At 47.1% G+C, this 885-nt stretch carries 2 protein-coding genes; both read right to left on the reverse strand.

Annotated elements, in window-relative coordinates; all coding sequences use genetic code 11:
• A partial coding sequence (locus R7E78_RS25280; protein WP_318058492.1) for a flagellar biosynthetic protein FliP occupies positions 1-514 on the reverse strand: 514 nt, incomplete at its 3' end.
• Between the two features lie 18 nt (positions 515-532).
• Positions 533-885, reverse strand: a 353-nt coding sequence (fliN, locus tag R7E78_RS25285) for a flagellar motor switch protein FliN (protein ID WP_318058493.1), incomplete at its 5' end; no start/stop codon positions are given.

Consider the following 885-nt stretch of genomic DNA (forward strand, 5'->3'; position numbering starts at 1 on the left):
CTTCTACTTTTTGATCGAGCGGCTCATTGGCAATTCGCAACATTTGCTCAAGAGAGCTCTGATGGGTTTGCGCCAACATGAAGTTGCGAACGGGCTTTTCCGCCACGGAAAATGCTTGAACCAGCGTAATTTCACCATTGTCGTATGGTTGGAACGCATTCTCGTAGATATCCGTCCAAACAGGGCGCATGATGAGCAGAGTAAGCGTTAATGCAATACCCACTAACACGCGGTTTGGCGGGCTCTGCTGCAAACCAAGCGCTTGGCGCAAGATAGCCAACACCACAATAATGCGTGTAAAGCTCGTCGCCATCAAAATGAAAGCAGGAAGGAAACTGAGCGCCGTCATCAACAAAAGAATTTGTAGTTTAACGCTGTACTCTTGTTGTGCGTCGCCGTCCGTAACGGACAGAATTGTTAAGCCGTTGTCTGCTGCCATTGTTGGGAATGCAAACAAAAGTGACACCAATACCAACAAAGGTAACCAACGATGCCAAGCGCTCAGATTGTTCATTGTACTGCCTACCAAAAATTATCGACCAACGCCGTTAAATGCTGAATCGTGTACGTCAATCAAGCGAAGACCGTATTTGTCATTAACGACAACTACTTCCGCATGGCCAAGTAGGGAACCGTTCACCTTTACGTCCAATGGTTCGCCGTTCAGCTTTTCAAGTTCAATGACGGTGCCTTCGCCCGCTTTCATCAAATCACCAAGTGGAATCTCTTTACTTGCGACTTCAAGCGTGACAGTCACAGGGATGCTTTTGAAAAAGCTCAGGTCGCGCTCTGCAGCAACAGGTTCAGGTTGGCGCGTTGTTTCAGCGTCAAAGTCTTCTAATTGAAAATCATCAAAGTTCAGTTCATCTGTGTCGAACGCTTTAG

It is taken from the genome of Vibrio sp. YT-19(2023) (assembly GCF_033337395.1).